Genomic DNA, 18515 nt, shown 5'->3' on the forward strand with positions numbered 1-18515 from the left:
GGCCGTTTTCAGTCTTCTACCGGTTTTTCGGCCGCCGCTTGCTCAATCAGGCTGGAAAGGCTCAGGCCGCGTTCGAGCGATTCGTCGTATTTGAAGTGCAGTTCGGGGATTTTGAACAGCTTGATGCGTTTGGCCAGTCCGCTGCGCAGGTGGCCGCGGGCGTGGGCAAGGGCTTCTTCGGTGATGGCGCGTTTGTCTCCGTCCAGTACGGTGTAATAGACGGTGGCGTGGCTGTAATCGCGGGTAACTTCCACTTCGTTGATGGTGATGAAGCCCGCGCGCGGGTCTTTCAGGCCGGTACGCACCAAATCGGCCAGTTCGCGCATAATCTGTTCTTTGACACGGTCTTGGCGGGCGTAGCCGCGTTGGGGTTTTCTCATGGTGATTTTTCCGTTTCGGTTGCGGGTCGGGTTTTTTCTGGCGGCATTATACGGCAATTCCGCTTTTCGCCTATAATGCGCGGGTTATGAGACGGGGGGTGTGATGAAATTTGTATTTTTTGTGCTGTACCTGGTGCAGTTGCTGCCGTTTGCCTGGATTCAGAAATTGGGCAATGCCATAGGCCTGCTGGCTTATTACGCAGTGGCACCGCGCCGGCGGGTGGGGCGGATTAATCTGGCCAAATGTTTCCCGGAAAAAAGCGCGGCCGAACGCGAGGCGCTGCTCAAAAGCCACTTTATGCACATGGGAAAATTGTTGGCCGAATACGGGCTGTATTGGTACGGTTCGGCGGCGCGGCTCAAATCGCTGGTGGATTACCGCGACAAGCATTATTTGGACGATGCGCTGGCGGCGGGCGGAAAAGTGATTCTGCTGTATCCGCATTTCACGGCGTTCGAACTGGCGGTTTATGCGCTCAACCAAGATGTGCCGCTGATCAGTATGTACACGCACCAGCAGAATCCGGTTATCGACCGCCGGGTGCTGCAAGGGCGGCACCGCTACAATAATGTTTTTCTGATCGGCCGTACCGAAGGGCTGCGCGCCATTATCAAGGAAATGAAAAAGAGTCCGGCACCGTTTCTGTATCTGCCGGATCAGGACTTTGGCGCGAAAGATTCCCTGTTTGTGGATTTTTTCGGTATTCCCACTGCCACCATTGCCGGTTTGAGCCGCATCGCTGCGCTGACCGGTGCCAAAGTGATACCCGCGATTCCCACCCGTATGGCGGACGGCAGGGTCGAGCTGCGCTTTTATCCCGCATGGACGGATTTCCCCACCGGAAATGCCGCCGCCGATACGCAGCGGATGAACGATTTTATCGAGGCGCGCGTGCGCGAAATGCCGGCACAGTATTATTGGCTGCACAAGCGTTTCAAAACGCGGCCGCAGGGGGAGGCGGATTTTTACCGTAAACCCTGAACCGCAGAGGCATTTGTGATTGACGGTATCAAAGGCGGTAAGATAATCAGGCCGTCTGAAAACAGGCCGGGCAGGTAGGCTGCGCGGCGGTGTTTTCAGACGGCCTGACTGTCTGTGTTTAAGCGGGGCAGCCGACGGTTTCGCGGCGGACGGTCAGCAGCAGGTCGCGGAAAACGTTCGGGTCTTTGATAAACGTCATTTCGCCCGCCTGCGGGAAATGGAAGTCGAGCAGACGCGATACCCAGAAGCGGATGCAGCCGGCGCGGCGGGCGGTGGGCAGGTAGGCGCGCTCGGCCGCTTCCAGGGGACGCACGCTTTCGTAGCCGCGTATCAGGGCGGCGGCCAGTTGCGGGTTGATGGTGTTTTCGGCGGTGCGCGCCCAGTCGTTGAGGGCGATGGCCAAGTCGTAAATGAAGCTGCCGTTGCAGGCGTAGTAAAAATCGATAAAGCCCGCGACGTTTTCACCATCGAGCAGGACATTGTCTTTGAAGAGATCGGCATGAATGATGCCGCGCGGCAGCGCGCTGTCGGGGCGGGCGGCCAGATAGGCGGTTTCATCGCGCAGCAGGGCGGCATCGTCCGCCTCCAATACGGGATACAGCCGTTCGGCCGACTGCTGCCACCAATCGCTGTGGCGCGGATTGTCCATGCTCATCGGGAAGGATTGTCCGGCCAGATGCATGGTGGCCAGCATCGCGCCGGTGTGGAAACATTGGGTTTCAGTCGGCCAGCCGGTGTCCGCACCTTTCAGGCAGCTGACCAGACAGGCGGGTTTTCCTGCCAAAACCGAATCGAAACGGCCGTCCCGGCGTGCCACGGGGGCGGGGCAGGCCACGCCGTTTTGGCTCAGATGCTGTTTGAGTGTGAGGAAAAACGGCAGCTCTTCCTGACGCAGTACTTCAAACACAGTCAGGACAAAGCGGCCCTGTCCGGTGGTGAGAAAATAATTGCTGTTGGTTACGCCTTGGGCGATGCCGGTAAGCGAGACGAATGCGCCCAAATCGTAATCGGTCAGAAATTCGCGTATTTCGGCATCGGAAACGGCAGTGTAAACAGACATGGGAAACCTGTCAGGAAAGGGAAAATCAAACCCGACATTATAGCGGCAGGCAGGGAAAAGTTCAGCGCAATTTTCGGTGCGGCAGGCGCGGCCGGAAAAAACGGGTAAAGCGGCGGGCATCAGAAAGGCCGTCTGAAAAGGCCTGGGGGCGGTTTTCAGACGGCCTTGCCGGTATCGGGGAATTATTTGGCCAATTCCGCGCGCAGTTTTTTGGTTACGTCCATCATCACTTCCAACTGCTCGATAGTCTCTTTCCAGCCGCGGGTTTTCAGGCCGCAATCGGGGTTGACCCACAAACGCTCTACCGGTACGACTTCCATCGCTTTGCGCAGCAGGTGTTCGATTTCGGCGGCGGTCGGCACGCGCGGGCTGTGGATGTCGTATACGCCCGGGCCGATGTCGTTCGGGTATTTGAAATCGCCGAATGCGGTCAAGAGTTCCATATCCGAACGCGAAGTTTCGATGGTAATCACGTCGGCATCCATAGACGCGATGGCGGGCAGGATGTCGTTAAACTCCGAGTAGCACATATGGGTGTGGATTTGGGTGCTGTCTTCGGCGCCGGTGGACGACAGGCGGAAGGCTTCGCACGCCCAGGCCAGGTATTCGTCCCACTGCGCTTTTTTCAGCGGCATGGCTTCGCGGATCGCCGGTTCGTCGATTTGAATGACTTTGATGCCGGCTTTTTCCAAATCGAGAACTTCGTCGTTCAGAGCCAGTGCGATTTGTTTGGCCACCACGCTCAGCGGTACATCGTCGCGCACGAAAGACCATTTGAACATGGTTACCGGGCCGGTGAGCATACCTTTCATCGGGCGTTTGGTCAGCGTTTGCGCATAAGCGGACCAGTAAACCGTCATCGGGTTCGGGCGGGAAACGTCGCCGAAAATCACGGGCGGTTTCACGCAGCGGCTGCCGTAGCTCTGTACCCAGCCGAATTGGGTGAAGCAGTAGCCGGCCAGTTGTTCGCCGAAGTATTCCACCATGTCGTTGCGCTCGGCTTCGCCGTGTACCGGTACGTCGAGTTCCAGTTTTTCCTGTACTTCCACGCAGTAGGCGATTTCCTTTTTCATCGCGGCATCGTAATCGGCTTCGCTCAATTCACCTTTTTTGAAGGCGGCGCGCGCTTGGCGGATTTCGGCGGTTTGCGGGAAAGAACCGATGGTGGTGGTGGGCAGGGCAGGCAGGTTCATCCAGGCCTGTTGGGCTTTGATGCGCTCGGCAAACGGCGATTTGCGCTGATCGGCGCCTTGGGGCAGTTCGGCCACGCGTTTTTGTACGGCTTCGTTGTGGATTTTTTTGTTGGTGGCGCGGTCGGCAGCGGCGGCGTCAGATGCGGCCAGCGCGTCTTTCACGCTGTATTTTCCGTGCGCCAGCGCCTGTTTCACCACGCCCAGTTCCACCAGTTTTTGGGCGGCAAACGCCATCCACGATTTGATTTCGCTGTCGAGTTTTTCTTCGACGGCCAAGTCTTGCGGGCTGTGCAGCAGCGAGCAGGAAGGCGCAACCCACAGGTTGTTGCCCAGTTTGTCGGCCACGGGTTTCAGGGTATCGATGACTTTGTTCAAATTGGCGCGCCAGACGTTGCGGCCGTCGATGATGCCGACCGACAGGACTTTGTTTTCCGGCCAGGCATCGGCAAACACGGCCAATTGTTCGGGCGCACGCACGGCATCGATGTGTACACCGTGAACCGGCAGGTTTTTCAGCAGGGTCAGGTGTTCGGCAACTGAGGCGAAATAGGTGCCGATGATGATGCGTACGCCGGTATTGGCCAGCTCTTTATATGCATTCGGGAACGCATCGAGATAGGCTTGCGGTGCATCGACGGCCAACACCGGCTCGTCCAACTGAATCCAGTCCACGCCCTCGGCGGCCAGCTCGCGCAGCAGTTGGGCATAGGCGGGCAGCAGTTTGGGCAGCAGGGTTGCGACGCGGCAGCCGAAGTTTTCTTTCTTTTTGCCCAGCCACAGCAGGGTCAGCGGGCCGACCAGTGTCGGTTTGATGTCGTGGCCTTGTGCTTTGGCTTCTTTGATTTGGGCAATCAGACGGCCTGCGTTGACCGAAAATTCGGTGTCGGCGTGCCATTCGGGCACGATGTAGTGGTAGTTGGTGTCGAACCACTTGGTCATTTCCATCGCAAACTGGGTGGCGTTGCCGCGCGCCAGTTGGAAGTATTCGGGCAGTGTCAGCTTGGCAGCATCAAAACCGAAACGCTTCGGAATCGCGCCCAATGTGCACAGCAGATCCAGAACGTGGTCGTAAAAAGAAAAATCGCCCACGGGTACCAAATCGGCACCTGCGGCTTTTTGGGCTGCCCAGTTCAGACGGCGGATTTCGGCGGCTGTGTTTTGCAGCTCGTCTTCTGTTTTATCGCCTTTCCAAAAGGCTTCAACGGCAAATTTCAGTTCGCGCTTCGCGCCGATGCGCGGGTAGCCTGAAAGGTGAAAAGTGTTCATGGTGTTCTCCTGTGGAAAAACAATCGGGGAAAAGGTTTATTTTGGCATCTTGCCTGTGTTTTGGGTTGTAGGCAAACGAGTAATTTGCATGGCGGTATGAATGAAATTAATGCTGCTGCGGTGCAGGCCGTTACCAATCCGCGCTGATGCGGCGGGCTTCTGCCAGCCGCTCTGCCGTGCCCACATCCAGCCACAGGGCGGGCAGTTCGGCACCGCAGACGCGGTTTGCCGTCATGGCCCGGCGCAGCAGGGGGGCGAGTTTGGCCGGTGTGCCGGCGGGAATGTCTGCGAACAGGGCGGGGCGGTAGATGCCGATGCCGCTGAACGTAAGTGCGCGGCCGCCGTCGGCCGTATCGGAGCGTATGAGGCCGTCTGAATGCAGGGAAAAATCGCCGTTCGGATTGTGCGGCGGATTGGCGGTCAGCCATAGAAATGCGTCTTGATCGGGGCGGAGCCGGCCGGCGGCGGTGATGGCAGCGGAAAAGTCAAAGTCGGTCAGGACATCGCCGTTGACGACCAGAAACGGTGCGTCGCCCAGCAGGGGCAGGGCGGTGGCGATGCCGCCGGCGGTTTCCAGGCCGGTTTCGCCTTCGGGTGAGTAGCGGATGGTCAGGCCGTAGGCCGCACCGTTGCCCAAGGTTTGTTCGATCTGTGTGCCGAGCCAGGCGTGGTTGATGACGACTTCGCGGATACCGGCGGCATGCAGGCGGCGCAGGTGCCAGCCGATTAAGGGTTCGCGGCCGACCGGCAGCAGGGGTTTGGGGCAGGTGTCGGTGAGCGGGCGCATCCGTTCGCCGCGTCCTGCGGCCAAAATCATGGCTTTCATTATAGGGTACTCCTAGGGTGGGGCGGCGGAATCCGGGGGGTATGGTGCGCCGGCCGGTTGTGACGGTGCCGGTTTGCAGGACGGATTGTAGCGGAAAAAGGTGGTTGGCGGTTAGGCTGAGGCCGTCTGAAAAGCGGGTGTGCGGTACGGCGTTTTCAGACGGCCTGTTTTCGGGCATAATCGGTCTTAACATTTCTTAATTTATTTTGATTGTGCGGGAGAAAATGATGTCTGCCAAACCGTCTTTAACCGGCGGCGCGCTGTTGATTGCCGGAACCGTTATCGGTGCGGGTATGTTTGCGAATCCTACGGCCACATCGGGTGTGTGGTTTGCCGGTTCGATGCTGGTGCTGCTTTATACCTGGTTTTCCATGCTTTCGTCGGGGCTGATGATTTTGGAGGTGAATACCCATTACCCGCACGGCGCGAGTTTCGATACGATGGTGAAGGATCTGCTCGGTGCGGGTTGGAATCTGATTAACGGCGCGGCGGTGGCATTCGTGCTGTATCTGTTGGTGTACGCCTATATTTTTGTCGGCGGCAATCTGACCGCGCAGGCGGGCGGCAGCATGTTCGGCGGTCAGTGGCCGCTGTATGCGGGGCAGTTGCTGTTTACGGCGGTGTTTGCCGGCTGTGTGTGGCTGTCGGCCAAGTGGGTGGACCGTGTCACGGCCGTCTTAATCGGCGGCATGGTGCTGACGTTTTTGTGGGCGACGGGCGGGCTGCTCGGTTCGGTCAAGCTGCCGGTGCTGTTCGATAGCGGTGCGGCGGCGGGAACGCAGTATTGGATTTATGCCGCTGCCGCACTGCCGGTCTGTTTGGCATCGTTCGGTTTCCACGGCAATGTATCGAGTTTGTTGAAGTATTTTCAGGGCGATGCGCCCAAAGTGGCGAAGGCTTTGTGGATCGGGACGCTGATCGCGCTGGCGATTTATGTGCTGTGGCAGCTGGCGGTACACGGCAACCTGCCGCGCAATGCGTTTGCACCCGTCATCGCGGCCGACGGCGATGTGGGTGTGCTGATTGACAATCTGGCGCAGTATGCCGAAGTGGGCAGCATGGGTAAAATCCTGAGCTTTTTTGCCTATATGGCGATTGCTTCTTCTTTTCTCGGCGTTTCGCTCGGTTTGTTCGATTTTCTGGCCGACAAATTCAAATTCGGCGACGATGCCGCAGGCCGCCGCCGTGCCGCAGCCCTCACGTTTCTGCCGCCTTTGGTGCTTTGTCTGATTTTTCCTACCGGTTTCGTTACCGCCATCGGCTATGTCGGTCTGGCCGCCGCCGTGTGGACGGCATTGGTGCCCGCCCTGATGCTGCACCGCGCCCGTGCGCGTTTCGGTGCAGGCAGCCGCTACCGCGTTTACGGCGGTACTTGGCTGGCAGTGTGGGTATTTGCGTTCGGTGTCATCAATATTGCCGCGCAATTATTGAGCCGCTGGGATATGGTTCCTGTGTTTAAAGGTTAATCGGGTATGGCGCGCGCAAGGTTTATTACGCTGGACGGCATGGACGGTGCCGGGAAATCCACCAATCTGGCGGTCATAAAAGATTGGTTTGAAGCCAACCGTCTGCCTGTTCTGTTTACCCGTGAACCGGGCGGTACGGCTTTGGGCGAGGCCTTGCGCGGGCTGCTGCTTGATCCAGCCACCCACTGCGGCCTGCGCAGCGAAACCCTGCTGATGTTCGCCGCCCGCCAGGAGCATTTGGTGCAAGTGATTCTGCCGGCGCTGCAAAAAGGCATTCATGTAGTGTCCGACCGCTTTACCGATGCCACATTTGCCTATCAGGGCGGCGGACGCGGCGTGCCGGCAGCGGACATCGAAATTTTGGAAAACTGGGTGCAGGGCGGTTTGCGCCCCGATCTGACCCTGCTGCTTGATGTACCGACTGAAATTTCCATACAGCGTGTCGCGGCAGTCCGTGAAAAAGACCGTTTCGAGCAGGAGGAAGCCGCATTTTTCGGCCGGGTGCGCCAAGCCTATCTCGACCGCGCCGCCACCGCGCCCGATCGGTATGCCGTAATCCGCAGCGACCTGCCGCCGGAAGATGTCGGCCGACAGGTGGAGCAGGCTTTGGTACAGGCTTTTTCAGGCTGGCAGGCCGTGAAGGACAGTCTGTGAAAACAGTCGGAAGGCCGTCTGAAAACCGTGCCGCGATATGGGCAGAGGCGAACCGTAAACGGTTTTCTCTGCCTTTTGCTTTTCAGGGTTTTGACAGGCTTTTCAGCTATCACCACCACCGCCGTTACCAAAGGCTTAAACCCTGATACAGCAATGAAAGATAGCGGCGTAGAATGGTTGGGGCAAGTGCCAGTGCATTGGGAAATAAGCCGTCTGAAATATGAAGCTACCGTTAATGACGAATAAACAATGCCGAAGAAAATTTGATTGTTTCCACAGGATTTGCCGTATTAAGACCAAAATCAGCATTGTCTCCAAAATTTTTAGGTTACTGGATACAGTCTGAAAAAATGATTGATGCGATTGTGGCTCATTCGGTTGGCGTGAGCTATCCAGCAATCAATGCGGCTGATTTGGTTAGATTGCAGATTGTCAAAATCCCCCTTACCGAACAAACCGCCATCGCCGACTATTTGGACAAACAAACCGCCCAAATAGACCGTTTATGCTACACGGTAAACCAAACCATCAGCCGTCTGAAAGAATACCGCAATGCCCTGATTACCCAAGCGGTTACAGGAAAAATTAAAGTAAACTAGGCTTTCAGGCTGCCTGAAACCAACAGGAGAAAAAATGAACGATTTAATTATTTACCACACCGATGACGGCAAAAGCAAAGTATCGCTGCTGGTGCAGGACAATGAAGCGTGGCTGACCCAAAACCAGCTCGCCGAACTTTTTGCCACCTCTGTGCCAAATATCAATATACATATCAAAAATATATTACAGGATAATGAGTTAGATGAAAATTCAGTTATTAAGGATTATTTAATAACTGCCGAAGACGGTAAGCAATACGAGGTCAAACATTACGCCTTACCGATGATTTTGGCGGTGGGGTTTCGTGTGCGTAGTCCGCGTGGCGTGCAGTTTCGCAAGTGGGCAAATTCCACCTTGCAAAGTTATTTGGAAAAAGGTTTTTTAATTGACAGCGAACGATTAAAGAATCCACAAGGACGGCTAGATTATTTTGATGAATTACTCGCCCAAATCCGTGAAATTCGTGCCAGTGAAATGCGGTTTTATCAAAAAGTGCGAGAATTATTCAGCTTATCCAGCGATTACGACACAAGCGACAAAGCCACGCAGATGTTTTTTGCCGAAACACAAAATAAACTACTTTACGCGGTAACAAACCAAACGGCAGCAGAATTGATTATCAGCCGTGCCGATGCAGATAAACCGAATATGGGCTTAACCAGTTGGAAAGGCAGTGTGGTGCGTAAAGGCGATGTGATTATCGCCAAAAATTATCTGCACAGCGATGAGCTGGATTCGTTAAACCGTTTGGTAACGATTTTTCTTGAAAGTGCCGAGTTAAGGGTAAAAAACAATCAAGATTTAACTCTTGCTTTTTGGCAGAAAAATGTAGATGCCTTATTGGAATTTAATAACTTTCCGGTGTTGGGTAATCGTGGCGGACGCACGCATAAACAAGCAGAGCAAATTGTCCATCAACAATATGAACAATTCCATACTAAACGGCAAAAACTGAAACAGCAACAAGCCGATGCCGAAGATTTACGCGAATTGGAAGCATTGGAAAAAAGCCTGACCAAACGGAGAACGCCATAAATGCACACCGAACAAAACTTTGAAAACGAAATTGAACACAGCTTATTAACCGAAGGTGGTTACAGCAAAGGCGACCCTAAAAGTTACGATAAACAAACCGCACTTTTTCCTGATGATGTGGCGACATTTATTCAGACCACGCAACCGAAAATTTGGGATAGATTGCAAATGCTGTTTAAAGATCAAGCCCCAAATGAGTTAATCAAAGCGTTAAATCAAGAATTGCTGATAATAAAAGTAGCGATAGTCGGATATTGATATCCGACATGGTAAAACGGTTTAATCATGCAAAAAGCACTATGGAGGTGTTAATTTAAAATCCGACATCCGTGCCAAACCTGTACCATTCAGACGGCATCCACCTCCACCCTCGCACCAATGTCTTTTAATTCAGAGAATTTCTCAACCAATCTGGGCATATCGTCAAGGCTCATCGCAAAGCCCCACAAATAGGTGATGACGGCATAAATATGCCCCGCCTGCACGCTTTTGTTGGTCAAAATCACCAAAGACGCACCAAACAGCACCGCCAATGCCACACCGATGATCAGATAGCTTACCGCCTCGCGGTTGGAGATGGCAATGCGGATTTTGGCAAGCAGATTGTAGTGCTTGACCAGCTCATTGCGTGTCGCCGTGTGTCGCTCAATGACGGCAATTTCATGCTCCAAACGGTTGTTTAATTTAAAATACAGCCTGTCGTTTTGGCGGGTATAACTGGGCATGACCGCCAAAAAGATGAGTAAAATCGCCAACGCAATCACCCCCGACCAAAACTCGATGGCAAGCAACATCACCACCGACCCCACCACCGAAAAGACAGCGGTAATCAATGTCGGCAGCTGCTCTTCAAAAAAGTCCACAAACTGCCGTGCCAGTGCCGCATGGGCAGCTGCCGACGAGGTGTTGCCTTGTTGTTTTTTGTTGGCGACCGCTTTGACCGCCAAATCGGCATAAATCCGCACAAACGCCCGTGTATCCACCGCCCGCCGTGCCGAGCCGACCAGCCAAATGACAAGCACCATCGCCGCATAGGCAAGTGCCTGCCACAGCCTGCCTGCCATCACTGCATTGACCGCAAAACTGCCCACGAGCGGATAAAGCAAAAACAGCAGATTCTCTGCCGCCACCAAAGAAAAGGTCGCCTCAAGTTTTGACTTATGGGTGATGGCGATGTGCGTTAAAGTTTGTACTGCATTTGCCATGGTTTATTTTCCATCGGTTGGGTTTTGATTTGGATTTTGGGTATCAGGCTGTGTGCCGTGCTGTGCCAAAGTGTCTGCCAAAATACGGCTTAGGGCATCAAATTCACTCAACAAAACAGCAATCCTATCCCTGCCGAATGTGTCAATGCTTCGCTCTTCCAATGCCAAAAGCGGCACAACAATCCGCTCGGCAAATGCCGCCCCCTTGTCGGTAAACGACATGATTTTTTCACGCTTATCGCTGCCTGTGCTGGCAAGCAAAATGCCGTCTGCCTCAAACCGCTTGCACAGCGTATGCACCGTCTGCTTGGCAAGCTGGCATTTGTCGCTGATGTGCTTTTGTGTGCAGTCGCCGTCCACCCACAGCGTATACAAAATCGCCAGCTCATTGCCACCAATGCCGCAGCGTTTGGCAAATTCATCATAACTTGCCAGCATTTGCGTGCAAATATCACCAATCTTATCAAGCGGATTTTGGCGTAAGTTTGTCATAAAAATAGTCCTAAAATTGACGAATTACGGTATTTTAGTCAATTTTAGGACGAATTGCAAGTAAATGTTTTAACATCATGGCTGGGTTTTTATTAAGCAGCCTGAAAATTATCTGCAAGGTTTTTCAGGCTGCCTTTGGTTTATTTTGTTTCAAAATACGCCAATCTATCACGGTAAAATGAGCCTAAATAATAGATTTTTCCCACTGGCAGTACGGTAGAAACACCACTAAATACTTGATTGTATTTGCCTTGATACAGCGGTTTGACTGCCAAATTATCAGGGTTGATTTCGGTGATGTGAAAATCTTTTAGACAGTCAGCAGTCATTGTTTTGCCGCAATTTTTTGTCTGTGATCCTGCGGTGATTAACACATTACCGTTCCAATGCAAATTATCAAACACACCATAATCCAGTGTCGTGGTGGCGACAATTTGGGTGGGGTTGCTGTTGGTTAATTTACTGAGATTTTTCATATGGGCGACATAGATAAATTGCCCGTCTTTGGATAATTCAATGCCGTTATTGCCATTAAATTCAGAGCCTTGCAATTTTTCAAATTGGCGAGTTTTGGGTGTCCAACGGTAAACCGCCCCTGTGATTTTGCCTGCAAACATCTCATCAAGGCTGTTTTGCGGGTGCATCATCACGGTAACAAAAATTGAGCCGTCCGCCCCTGATACCACCGCATTACCTGCAACATCATTCGGCATACGCACATTGCCCAGCCAAGTTAAAGTTGGCGTGGCGGTATTGGCATTAACCTCAAAAATCTCAATGGTTTCACGCGTAATTTTGCCATCTTTACCGTTGTGATTGACCACATAAAGTAACGATTTACCGCCGCCGATTTCACGAATACTGATACCGTGTGCCTGCATTTCATCAGGCAATGGCTGTGGTTGGCTGTCAGGATATTGGCTTGATGGGGAAGCTGCTTTGGGGGCAAACCAACGCTGGGCGATTTTGCTTTGGCTGTCAATCAAATGTAAACCACTTTTTTCTGCCATACCACTGGCGATAAGCCATTTGCTGTTTGGGATTTGCACCAAGTCCTCGCCTGCTTGCACCCCTGTGATGTATCGCAGATTTTCTACCGATTTGGCACTGTCAATCGTAGCCGATTGCATCGTGTGCGTTAAATCAAGCTGACTGACAGGCGTACAAGCCACGCCAATCAAGCCAAGCATTGCTACGAGCAAACTGCGTTTGAATAATGTGTTCATAAAATTTCCTTAATGGGTAAAAGTTGGGAAAATTTTACCCTTGCGAAAACTGAAACTGAATGGCGAAAAGTGGAAAGATATTTTCAATTTTTGAAAGCATACGGTCAGATTAGCAAAAATTTGGCGAAATCTGATTGCTTGTCAAGCAAAAAATACCTAAGTTTTTGTTTTTATGATAAATGATTTAACAAGTTGATTAACTCATAGCCCATTGCTTTTGCTAAATTCACAGGTACAGCATTACCAATTTGCTTGTATTGTTGCGTTATTGATCCACAGAATTCCCAATGGTCAGGGAAAGTTTGGATACGAGCATATTCACGCACGGTTAAGGGGCGGGTTTCATCTGGGTGGCATCGTTCGGTCTGAGTTTGTGCAGGTGAGCAGGTTAAAGTTAAACATGGTTCATTCCACGATAATCGCCTTGCCATGCCTGTTTTACCCCCGCCCAAAAAATAACTGCCTTTCATGTATGCCCTTGCCACATCGTCAGGTAAATCACGCCAACACCCCCCTTGCGGCACAAGGTCTAACACTGCTTTTTTATGCTCGGGATAGGATTGTCCTACCGAATCTGGTACATCACAGTCGTACAATTCGCCCGCTTTTAAGGCATCGGACATCAACATCGGACGATGATAAGGTGTGGGCCAATGCCATTTTGCCTTGTCTACCAAATCATGGCGAATGCCCACAATAAAAATGCGTTCTCGTTTTTGTGGCACACGAAAATTCATTGCGTTTAAAATTTTGGGCTCAATCAGCATATAATCAAGTTCTTTTAAAGTCTCTTTGATTTTTGTTAAAGTGCGTCCCTTGTCATGATTGACCAGTCCACGCACATTTTCGCCCAAAATTACTTTGGGGCGAACTTCATCAATTGCACGAGCAAATTGAAAAAACATTGTACCTCGAATATCATCAAACCCCTTTCCAAGTCCTGCATAGGAAAATGCCTGACACGGAAAACCGCCTGACAAAAAATCTACCTGTCCACGATAAGGGGTAAAATCCACTTCTGAAACATCACCTCCCAAGACATTCCAATTGGGGCGATTGGCTCTTAAAGTAGCACAGGCATATTTATCCCATTCGTTTAATAAAACAGCATCAAATCCTGCCAGTTCTAACCCTAACGCTAAACCGCCTGCTCCTGCAAAAAGCTCAATACTTTTATAAGCTGAATTGGCTTGCAGTGATCTAGAATTATTTTCTAAATCATCAAAATCAAATACTAAATTTTTCATTGAGCCGCCAACTTAAAATTACCAAAGCCTTGATAAGTCTTAAACGACATTACATAAAGTGCAGTTAAAATATGTTCTATTTTTTCTTTTTTAATATCATCAATAACTGTGTTTTGAATGATTTTTTCTTGTTCATTTCCCAAAACATCGCAAATAACTTTGGGTAAAACTTTGCATAATTGAGCAAAGGCATTTTTATTACCTGTTACTATTTCATAAAATTTATCAATAGATACTCGACGGATTTGATTATGGCTTAATTTTTGTTTATCGACAGTGCAACTCCAAACAATATTTGGACTTTTTCTAGCAATCACTTCTACCAATAAACAAGTAGCATTAGACTCATTTAATAGTTTGTTTTGCATTTTCAAATAAGTTTTTGCTGATGATGAGCTATTCATTGTGTTGTGCTTGTTTTTCATTTCCACATAGATTTTTTGTTCATCGTTTTCAATATCAAAGCCTGTTTTTGGTACAATCCAACCATTATTTTTGCCAATAAAGTTAAAAATATTTTGATGAAAATAACCAATGTGATTGGTATTGGACTTGTCCATTTGCCGTCTAACTTCATCTTCTATAATTTGTTCTAGCGTAACATTATCATAATTGCCGTGATACACCGCACTGTCAAAAGTTAGTTTGACAGGATCAAGCAAATTGGCATTTAATGTTTTAAAATCAATGTTAAAACGATATTTTAAAATAGTATTTTTGGTATGTTGATACAAATCATCATCACCAATAAAATCAAGATTATAACTCATAGAATATCTCCTAAAATTTACCCACATTATCGCATTTTCTGAACCAAAAATCCATTTTGACCAATCCATGTTCATACAACAGAAAATAAACAATTTGCTTATTCTGTATTTTCAATTTATTGTACAAAAATCAACTGTTAGAAAATTAAAAACAAGCGGTCAGATTAGTAAAAGTTTTGCGAAATCTGACCGCTTGTTAAGCCAAAAGGTAGCCTGAAAATCATTTTAACAAAGCCAAAAAACACCGCCTGCATTTAAAATCCAAGCGGTGTTTTATTTGATTTTATCAATTACAAATCAAACGCTTCTATCACTTTAACATGCAGACGCACCTCAATATTGCCACGCACGGCATTGGAATATGGGCAGACTTCGTGTGCCTTGGCAATGAGTTTTTTCGCCTCTTCTACACTCAATCCTTCCACCGTAATGGTAATATCCAAATCCAAGCCAAATGCACCGTTTGGCTTTTGTCCAATACCGACCGCAACGGTCGTGCTGGATTTCTTGGGTACAATGCCCAAAGTTGGAGCAACATGGTTCATCGCACTGTCAAAACAGGCAGCATAACCCATGGCGAAGAGTTGCTCTGGGTTTGTGCCGACTTTGCCGTCCGTATTTTGAAAACCGACCAAATCAAAACCGATTGAACCATCATCTACTTGGGTGCGGCCGTCTCGTCCACCTGTGGCAGTGGCTGAAGTGTGGTAGAAAATTTTCATAGCATTTTCCTTATTTTGGATAAAATTTAGGTTAAAAATCAAAACTTACATTCTTTTGGACAAATAAAGTGGCTCGCCCAGCTTTTCAAGCAAATTCAGCTCTTGTTCCAGCCAAGACAAATGCTCTTCTTCATCTGCCAAAATCTCTTCAATCAAAATGCGTGTGGTTGCATCATTTTCATCGCTGGCAATTTTTGCCCACGCATTCAGCCCCACTCTGGCATTTTTTTGCAGTTCATAGTCGTTTTGCAGGGCTTCACGCAAATTTTTACCGATGTTGGGCTGCTTGACCGTAAAACTGATTTGACCGCCCAAATCCAAAAGACGGTTTTGCAACTTGACAATCGTCTCTGGCTCATCGGCAATCTTACTTTCCATTTCGCTGGCAAGAAGACTTGCTCCGTCGGCTTCAATCACGGCGACATGACTGCGGTGCTGAATGCTTGCCGACCAATAAATCGCCAACATTTCGTTTAATAACTCGTGGATTTTGTACATGGAATTGCTCCTGTTTGTGGGTGAATGCGACTATTATAGTGTAAAATTAGATTGTGTGCAATATATTTTTGAAAAATATTTTTGGCAAAAAATCACCACTTATTTTAATAAGCGTCGGTTGTGTTATCACACAGCCAATCTGCTGGCAATTTTTTGCAGCAGCTCCACTTCATCAGCCGTTAAATTCAGGCAGTCTGAAACTTGATTGGGAACATCAACCGCTTGATGCTCCAACGCCCGCCCCTGATTGGTCAGAGAAATTTTGACACTGCGTTCATCATCTTTGCTTCGCACCCGCTCAATCAAGCCTTTGCTTTGCAAGCGTTTTAATAGCGGTGTCAGCGTGCCGCTGTCCAAGTGCAGTTTTTCGCCAATCTCACCCACGCTCATCTCGCCAAATTCCCACAACACCAGCATGACCAAATATTGCGGATAAGTCAAATCAAGCTTATCCAAAAAAGGCGTATAACGGCGGGTGATTTGTTTGGAAATGGCATACAGCGGAAAACACAGTTGATTGCACAGTTTGAGTTGTTCGTACATGGGTTTGGTTTCTTAAAATGAAAAATATAATGATATTTTATCATAAAATTAAATTGTGCAAAATAAGAATAAGCCGTCTGAAAATCATTTTAACAAAGCCAATAAAAAACACCGCTTGCCTTTTGACTGACAAACGGTGTTTGGTTTTTCTTAATTTTTCAGCCCATACTGGTAGCTAACGCCCAAATGCTCTCTTAAAGTCTCGCCCTCGTAATCAGTGTGAAAAATCCCCCGCTGTTGCAGGATTGGCACAACTTTTTCTACAAAATCTTTGACACCCTGCTGGCTGTCGGGGGCGAGTGAAAAGCCGTCCACTGCCCCTGCTTTAAACCAGCGTTCCATAAAATCCGCCACATCTTCTGCCGTGCCGACCACCACAGGGTGATAGTTAATTACGCCGTTGGCAACCACATCTTTGGGGCTTAATCCTTGTTTGATAAGCTCCACCGCACGCGGCGAACGAGGGTCGTGTGGGTGCGGCGTGGCTTGTGCTTGCAGTGGTTTTGGCAGTGGCTTATCAATATCCACATTCAGCAAATTAACCCCAATCATCGCCGATAAATAGTGGATTTGTCCGTAAAATTCCTCATCGCTCATAAAACCAAGCAACTCGTGGCGACGAGCAAGGGCTTGTTCGTAACTGTCGCCAATAGTGAACATAAAGCCACCAAACATATTGATTTCATTGGGATTTCTGCCGTGCTGTATCGCACTTTGTTTTAAGCGGTGGCGGTAGGCTCGGGCTTCTGCAATCGTAAACGGATTGGCATAAACACCACTGGCAAATCTGCCCGCCAATTCAATCCCTTCAGGGCTTGGACCTGCCTGAAAAATCGGTGGTTGCCCTTGTGGCGTAGCAGGAATTGGCAACGCCCCTTTCACTTGATAATACTTGCCGACAAAATTCGCTGGCTGAATTTGGCTCATATCGGCAAACACGCCTGTGGTTTTGTCAGTGATATAAGCATTTTCACCAAAACTGCCCCACAGCGTTTGTACTGCTTCCACCATTTCGTGAGCCATTTCGTAGCGTGTCGTGGTATCAGGCAACGGCTGGTTGCCAAAATTATAGGCAGTTTGTGGCGTGCCTGTGGTTACCGCATTCCAACCGACACGCCCACCGCTTAATATGTCCAGCGTTTTTAATTGGCGAGCCAAATTGTAAGGCAGGTTGTAAGTGGTGGAGAAAGTTGCCACCAAGCCGATTTTTTGAGTATGCGTGGCAACCGCAGAAAAGATGGTCATCGGTTCCATCACGAACATCGGTGATTTTCTGGAAAAATCGCCCTGAACCCCAGCCCCGCTCATTGAGGGCGTATCGGCAATAAATAGCGTGTGGATTTTGCCTTTTTCAGCAATTTGGGCAAGACGGATATACTGGTCAATATCGGTATACGCCCGTTCATTGCTATCAGCAAGCCGCCAAGCGTAGGATTCGTTACCATAACCCGTTACAAACATCATCGCCAATTTCATCTGCTTGTTTGTGTTGTCTAAATAATCGTTCATTTGCGTTGTCCTTCATTTGGAAATTTAATGCCAATATAACAACGCAATAATGAAATTTAAATAGCGATTTTTGGAATGTTATTTTTCAAATTAGGAAAATAAATCAGTCGAATTTTCAGCATTGCAAAAGCCGCCCGAAAACACTTTTCAGACGGCATTTTTGGATAACTTCACCACAATCCTCCCCATCTGCTGATTATTTGTCCTATTTTTCCAAATCTAACCATCTCATCAAAGAAAAAACTACCAATTTCAGGCTGCAACCAACCGATTACCAAACCATCAAACACAAATTAAAACAAATTTATTCCGAAATATAGATTAAAATAGCAAAAGCAGTAACTTATCTTTCATATTTGGAAAAAATTATGGACTTAAACAACCTCCGCCTATTTGTCGCGATTGTGCAAACAGGCAGTTTGTCGGCAACCAGCGAAAAATTAGGCGTGCCGATTGCGACCATCAGCCGCCGTTTGAGCGAATTGGAACAGGCGTTGCATACGCAACTGCTTGACCGTTCCAAAAAAGGGGCGAAGCCAACAATGGCAGATCGAGTAGGTCGGATTTTTAAATCCGACAAACAATATCCAATCATGTAAAAGCAGTATGGGTCTTCATTTGCAGTCTGAATTGGTAAAACATTTACATGGAAAAAGTCGGATACGAGTATCCGACCTACTGTTTGGTAAGCGGTATGGATAAAAAAGGAGAGCCGTGCGGAAAGGTCGGATGGGGCAGATTGTTTTATCAGCTATCAAGGGAAGCAGGATTCACTTTCCAACCGATATTCGCTGTGAAATCCATATGAAAGCCGCCATTTTCAGACGGCATGGCTGCGGCG

20 protein-coding genes are annotated in these 18515 nt (G+C 49.4%); 7 read left to right on the forward strand and 13 right to left on the reverse strand.

Going from position 1 to position 18515, the window contains the following annotated elements:
• Positions 1 to 8 precede the first annotated feature (8 nt).
• Positions 9 to 380 carry a 30S ribosome-binding factor RbfA gene (rbfA, locus tag ORY85_RS00940; RefSeq protein WP_274572184.1) on the reverse strand — a complete coding sequence of 124 codons (372 nt, stop codon included), beginning with the start codon at positions 378 to 380 and terminating at the stop codon, positions 9 to 11.
• 103 nt (positions 381 to 483) lie between these two features.
• Between rbfA and ORY85_RS00945 the strand changes: the two genes are divergently transcribed.
• Positions 484 to 1362, forward strand: a complete 879-nt coding sequence (locus tag ORY85_RS00945) for a lipid A biosynthesis lauroyl acyltransferase (protein WP_274572186.1) — start codon at positions 484 to 486, stop codon at positions 1360 to 1362.
• A gap of 118 nt (positions 1363 to 1480) precedes the next feature.
• On the opposite strand, the gene thrB is transcribed toward ORY85_RS00945, so the two are convergent.
• The 3 genes from thrB to murU form a co-directional block, all read right to left on the reverse strand.
• Complete coding sequence (thrB, locus tag ORY85_RS00950; RefSeq protein ID WP_274572187.1) at positions 1481 to 2422, reverse strand: homoserine kinase; 942 nt, start codon at positions 2420 to 2422, stop codon at positions 1481 to 1483.
• A gap of 182 nt (positions 2423 to 2604) precedes the next feature.
• Positions 2605 to 4881, reverse strand: coding sequence for a 5-methyltetrahydropteroyltriglutamate--homocysteine S-methyltransferase (gene metE / locus ORY85_RS00955; RefSeq protein ID WP_274572188.1), 2277 nt, complete (start codon positions 4879 to 4881; stop codon positions 2605 to 2607).
• Positions 4882 to 5011: 130 nt separating this feature from the next.
• Positions 5012 to 5707: an N-acetylmuramate alpha-1-phosphate uridylyltransferase MurU gene (gene murU / locus ORY85_RS00960; RefSeq protein ID WP_274572189.1), complete on the reverse strand. Its 696-nt coding sequence runs from the start codon at positions 5705 to 5707 to the stop codon at positions 5012 to 5014.
• A 224-nt stretch (positions 5708 to 5931) separates the two neighbouring features.
• Between murU and ORY85_RS00965 the strand changes: the two genes are divergently transcribed.
• From ORY85_RS00965 to ORY85_RS00985, 5 genes are all read left to right on the forward strand, one after another.
• Positions 5932 to 7173: an aromatic amino acid transporter gene (locus ORY85_RS00965; protein ID WP_274572190.1), complete on the forward strand. Its 1242-nt coding sequence runs from the start codon at positions 5932 to 5934 to the stop codon at positions 7171 to 7173.
• A gap of 6 nt (positions 7174 to 7179) precedes the next feature.
• Positions 7180 to 7827: a dTMP kinase gene (tmk, locus tag ORY85_RS00970; RefSeq protein WP_274572191.1), complete on the forward strand. Its 648-nt coding sequence runs from the start codon at positions 7180 to 7182 to the stop codon at positions 7825 to 7827.
• 263 nt (positions 7828 to 8090) lie between these two features.
• A complete protein-coding gene (locus tag ORY85_RS00975; protein ID WP_274572192.1) occupies positions 8091 to 8426 on the forward strand; it encodes a restriction endonuclease subunit S in 336 nt (111 codons plus the stop codon).
• A gap of 34 nt (positions 8427 to 8460) precedes the next feature.
• Positions 8461 to 9462, forward strand: coding sequence for a virulence RhuM family protein (locus ORY85_RS00980; RefSeq protein ID WP_274572193.1), 1002 nt, complete (start codon positions 8461 to 8463; stop codon positions 9460 to 9462).
• Positions 9463 to 9720 carry a hypothetical protein gene (locus ORY85_RS00985; protein ID WP_274572195.1) on the forward strand — a complete coding sequence of 86 codons (258 nt, stop codon included), beginning with the start codon at positions 9463 to 9465 and terminating at the stop codon, positions 9718 to 9720.
• Between the two features lie 89 nt (positions 9721 to 9809).
• Here the strand turns inward: ORY85_RS00985 and ORY85_RS00990 are convergent, their stop codons facing one another.
• The 9 genes from ORY85_RS00990 to ORY85_RS01030 form a co-directional block, all read right to left on the reverse strand.
• Positions 9810 to 10667: an ABC transporter six-transmembrane domain-containing protein gene (locus ORY85_RS00990; protein WP_274572196.1), complete on the reverse strand. Its 858-nt coding sequence runs from the start codon at positions 10665 to 10667 to the stop codon at positions 9810 to 9812.
• A gap of 3 nt (positions 10668 to 10670) precedes the next feature.
• Positions 10671 to 11105, reverse strand: a complete 435-nt coding sequence (locus ORY85_RS00995; protein WP_338578166.1) for a MarR family winged helix-turn-helix transcriptional regulator — start codon at positions 11103 to 11105, stop codon at positions 10671 to 10673.
• 194 nt (positions 11106 to 11299) lie between these two features.
• Entirely contained in the window at positions 11300 to 12385 is a 1086-nt protein-coding gene (locus ORY85_RS01000) for a hypothetical protein (protein ID WP_274572198.1), read from the reverse strand.
• 170 nt (positions 12386 to 12555) lie between these two features.
• Entirely contained in the window at positions 12556 to 13632 is a 1077-nt protein-coding gene (locus tag ORY85_RS01005; protein ID WP_274572200.1) for a DNA cytosine methyltransferase, read from the reverse strand.
• The gene (locus tag ORY85_RS01010; RefSeq protein ID WP_274572202.1) at positions 13629 to 14402 is read right to left on the reverse strand and encodes an Eco47II family restriction endonuclease; all 774 of its coding nucleotides are present in this window, start codon (positions 14400 to 14402) and stop codon (positions 13629 to 13631) included. Before ORY85_RS01010 ends, ORY85_RS01005 begins: the two co-directional genes overlap by 4 nt.
• A 290-nt stretch (positions 14403 to 14692) precedes the next feature.
• Positions 14693 to 15124, reverse strand: coding sequence for an organic hydroperoxide resistance protein (locus ORY85_RS01015; protein ID WP_274572203.1), 432 nt, complete (start codon positions 15122 to 15124; stop codon positions 14693 to 14695).
• Positions 15125 to 15169: 45 nt separating this feature from the next.
• Positions 15170 to 15622 (reverse strand): bacterioferritin, encoded by a 453-nt coding sequence (locus ORY85_RS01020; RefSeq protein WP_274572204.1) that lies wholly within the window; start codon positions 15620 to 15622, stop codon positions 15170 to 15172.
• 126 nt (positions 15623 to 15748) lie between these two features.
• The gene (locus ORY85_RS01025; RefSeq protein ID WP_274572205.1) at positions 15749 to 16165 is read right to left on the reverse strand and encodes a MarR family winged helix-turn-helix transcriptional regulator; all 417 of its coding nucleotides are present in this window, start codon (positions 16163 to 16165) and stop codon (positions 15749 to 15751) included.
• 150 nt (positions 16166 to 16315) lie between these two features.
• Positions 16316 to 17674 (reverse strand): NtaA/DmoA family FMN-dependent monooxygenase, encoded by a 1359-nt coding sequence (locus ORY85_RS01030; RefSeq protein ID WP_274572206.1) that lies wholly within the window; start codon positions 17672 to 17674, stop codon positions 16316 to 16318.
• A 368-nt stretch (positions 17675 to 18042) separates the two neighbouring features.
• Here ORY85_RS01030 and ORY85_RS01035 point away from each other — a divergent pair, with 368 nt between their 5' ends.
• Positions 18043 to 18273, forward strand: a complete 231-nt coding sequence (locus ORY85_RS01035; RefSeq protein WP_274572207.1) for a LysR family transcriptional regulator — start codon at positions 18043 to 18045, stop codon at positions 18271 to 18273.
• Positions 18274 to 18515 lie beyond the last annotated feature (242 nt).

It is taken from the genome of Neisseria leonii (assembly GCF_028776105.2).
Classification (GTDB): Bacteria; Pseudomonadota; Gammaproteobacteria; order Burkholderiales; family Neisseriaceae; genus Neisseria; species Neisseria leonii.